Here is a 3414-nt window from a genome sequence, read left to right on the forward strand (position 1 = left end):
GGTGGCGGCAAGTGTTTTGATCAGCTATTTTGCTTCGGGCGGTACGCTCAATGGCGGTACGTTTGAAGTTGGGCTTTACGGTGTTGCGATCTCGGCAGTCGGTATGCTTTCTACGCTTGGCATCACGCTGGCGACAGACGCATACGGCCCGGTTGCGGATAACGCAGGTGGCCTTGCGGAAATGGCTGGCGAAGACCCGATCGTGCGTGAGCGTACGGACGCTCTCGATTCGCTCGGAAACACGACGGCTGCGACGGGCAAAGGCTTTGCAATTGGCAGTGCGGCTCTTACAGCGCTTGCCCTCATTGCTGCGTTTGCGGATCAGTGCCAGATCCAGATGTCAGCCTTGAGCATTCTTGACCCGACGGTGCTGATGGGTCTTATTATTGGTGCAATGCTGCCGTTCCTGTTCTCGTCTATGACGATGAGCGCGGTCGGTAAGGCGGCGATGAAGATCGTTGTCGAGGTACGCAGGCAGTTTAAGACGATCAAAGGTATCATGACGGGCGAAGGCGAGCCAGATTATGAATCGTGTGTGGATATCTGCACAAAGAGCGCGCTGCACCTGATGCTTGCGCCCGCGATCCTCGGTTTTGTTGCCCCGATCATCGTTGGCCTGATCCTCGGTGCGAACGGCGTAGTCGGCATGCTTGCAGGCGCGACGGCTTCCGGCTTTGTGCTGGCGGTCATGATGTCTAACTCGGGCGGCGCATGGGATAACGCAAAGAAATATATTGAAGGCGGCGCACATGGCGGCAAAGGCAGCGATGCGCATAAAGCGGCTGTTGTAGGCGACACGGTAGGCGATCCGTTCAAGGATACGTCCGGCCCGTCCCTCAATATCCTCATCAAGCTGATGTCTATGGTAGCGGTCGTATTCGCTGCGGTCATCATGCAGTATGGCATTTTGCAATAGCTGTAAAAGAAACAAAGAATATGGACGCCCGGTTTTTACCGGGCGTCTTTTTTTTGACACATGCCGGTTGGGATGGTAAAATAAAAAACGCATGATTTCGAAAGGAGATTCGGCCGATGGTAATTTTTTAACCCGTTGTTGTGATGGAATTGTTACCGCGGCAGGTGTTTGGCCTGACCGCGTTTTTTTGTTATGGAGGTCATTTATGAAAAGAATTATGACGGAATGTGTTCCGCCTGTTTGCAGCTTCCTTTTTGCTGAAAATACAAACAGGAAGGACACAGTATATGAAAACAATCATTTGGGAGGTGAAAATATTTTCGCCGCCTGAAGCAATACGGTACTGCGCAAAATGTGGCAGGCCTACGGGGTATATACCGACGGGGGCATTTCGCATCAACGCACAGCAAAAGCAGTTGGATATCTGGCTGATCTATCAGTGCGTGCATTGCGGATGCACGTGGAACCTGACGATCTATTCGCGCGTGAATCCGCAAAGCGTAGGCAGGGAGCTGCTGGAACGGTTTATGAAAAACGACGGCAGCCTTGTATGGAAATACGCGATGGACGTCGGCCTTCTGGAAAGAAACGGAGCGATTGCGGGTATGCCAAGATATGAGATCGCCGGCAGCGCAGTCGATTTTGCGCAGGATGTAGCGGTCAGGATCGTGAGCGCATATCCCCTAAGGCAGAGGGTAGCAAAACTGCTCAGGGAAAAGCTTGCCATATCAAAGCGCAGCTTTGAAGAAATGGCAGTAAGTGGGGCGATCCGTCTGGAAAATGGCGGAGACGTCCGCAAATGCAAGCTGCAGCGTGAGGCTGTCGTACTGATCGCGGGGACGTGTAGCCCCAAATAAAGCATAAGAAAAAACGGCTGAGGCTTTAAGCACAGCCGTTTTTTTGATTGTTCGATGTTGAATCGCACAAAAACGAACATAAATATTCCGTTAATCTGCAAGGATCACCTGCGGGCCGCGCTGCTCTAAGGAACCCTTTACGTCCTCGGAAAGCCCGCGATCCGTTACGATATGGTTGATTTTGCGAAGCGTGGCGACCTGCGCAAATGCTGAATCGTCGATGTCTTCGCTTTTGATCATCACAATATTGCGCTTGGCACAATCGAGCGCCGTCGCCTTTAAGTGCGCGGACGTTTCATCTTTGACGGTAAGGCCGTAGGCGGTGTCCAGCTTTTCCCCATTTAGGACCGCTACATCAAAATTATATTTGCGGATAAAAGCGATGGTAGAGCTCCCCAAAAACCCGCAGATATCTTCATTATAAGGGCCGGGTGCAATGATCAGCTCTACCTTGGGAAAGGTGCGCAGGATATTTGCGGCCGCAAGCGAATTGGTCATGATGGTGAGGCGCAGGTTTTTGATGCCGTATACGATGCCTGTCGTCATATCGCCGCTGTCTAAGAATACCGAATCCCCAGCTTTTAGCAGCTTTCCGGCGGCAATGCCGATCTTGCGCGTATTGTCGTCAAGCTGTGAGGCGTCGGCAGAGATGTTGACACCCTCCGGGATATCGCGGTTTAAGTATGCCCCACCGTATGTTGTCGTCAGGATCCCCTGCTTTTCGTAAATGGCAAGGTCTCTGCGGATCGTCATTGGGGAAACGTCAAAATGAGAAGATAGCTCACTGACGTCTACAGTTTCGTTTTCCATCAGGATATTATAGATTTTCAAGCGCCGCTCGGATGAATTCATAGAAATACGCTTCCCACACAATATGAGTGTTGTTGTTTTTTTGATGCACGAATTATGTACAGTATAGCGTTATTGCGGCAAATATTCAAGCTTTTGGAAAATAATAGAATTCAAAAGAACAAAAAAACACAAAAATTTTAAAATTAGGATTGATTTATGTTTTTTCTTGTGCTATCATAAAACCATAAAAAGATGGTCAATGAAATTCACCATATACAACAGATATGAAGATGGACAATTGATTATAAACTCTACTATATATCTATCCTACTACAAACAATAGAAAATTTCACTATTAAAATAAATTTTTTTTAATTCCCATAAAAAAGAAAAGGAGGAATAGTATGAATGCACCCTTTTTGGGGGAAGTTCATGCGAAAAATGGAAAATGAAAAAGAAAATGGTAGGTCTTATGCTCGCTGTATTGATGGTGGTTACCGTCTTTGCAGGATGTGCGGCTCCGGCGGCGGAAACCTCTGCCCCGGCAGCATCGCAGAGCGATGAAAAAGCGTCTGAAGCGCCTGCCGGGACGCAGGAGGCTTCGGCAAGCCCTGAAGGAGAGGCAAAAGCGGATGGCAGCGGCCTGACGTTTGCGTTTATCGTTCCGGGTCTGGACGCGAACTGGTATGTGGAGATTGCAGACAGCTTCAAGTATGCGGCGGAAGAGATCGGCGCGGAGGTCATGATCCTGCCGTCTGACTATGACGTTGACAAGGAAGTGGCAAACATCGACCTGTGCGTAACAGAGCAGGTGGACGGACTGTGCATGTTCTCCTTCAACGAGAACGG

General features: G+C 49.6%; 3 protein-coding genes and 1 pseudogene. 3 read left to right on the top strand and 1 reads right to left on the bottom strand.

Annotated elements, in window-relative coordinates; genetic code table 11:
* Together VB081_RS12835 and VB081_RS12840 are read left to right on the top strand one after the other, a co-directional pair.
* Window positions 1-916: sodium/proton-translocating pyrophosphatase (locus VB081_RS12835; protein ID WP_323401177.1), on the top strand; the 916-nt coding region annotated here is incomplete at its 5' end.
* A gap of 287 nt (window positions 917-1203) precedes the next feature.
* Window positions 1204-1773 carry a DUF1062 domain-containing protein gene (locus VB081_RS12840; RefSeq protein WP_323401178.1) on the top strand — a complete coding sequence of 190 codons (570 nt, stop codon included), beginning with the start codon at window positions 1204-1206 and terminating at the stop codon, window positions 1771-1773.
* Window positions 1774-1863: 90 nt separating this feature from the next.
* Here VB081_RS12840 and VB081_RS12845 read toward each other — a convergent pair whose 3' ends face one another.
* Complete coding sequence (locus tag VB081_RS12845) at window positions 1864-2625, bottom strand: DeoR/GlpR family DNA-binding transcription regulator (RefSeq protein WP_323401179.1); 762 nt, start codon at window positions 2623-2625, stop codon at window positions 1864-1866.
* 388 nt (window positions 2626-3013) lie between these two features.
* Here VB081_RS12845 and VB081_RS12850 point away from each other — a divergent pair.
* Window positions 3014-3414 (top strand): annotated as a pseudogene (locus VB081_RS12850) (sugar ABC transporter substrate-binding protein); the annotation flags it as partial.

Source organism: Christensenella sp., assembly GCF_034927525.1.
Taxonomy (GTDB): domain Bacteria; phylum Bacillota; class Clostridia; order Christensenellales; family Christensenellaceae; genus Christensenella.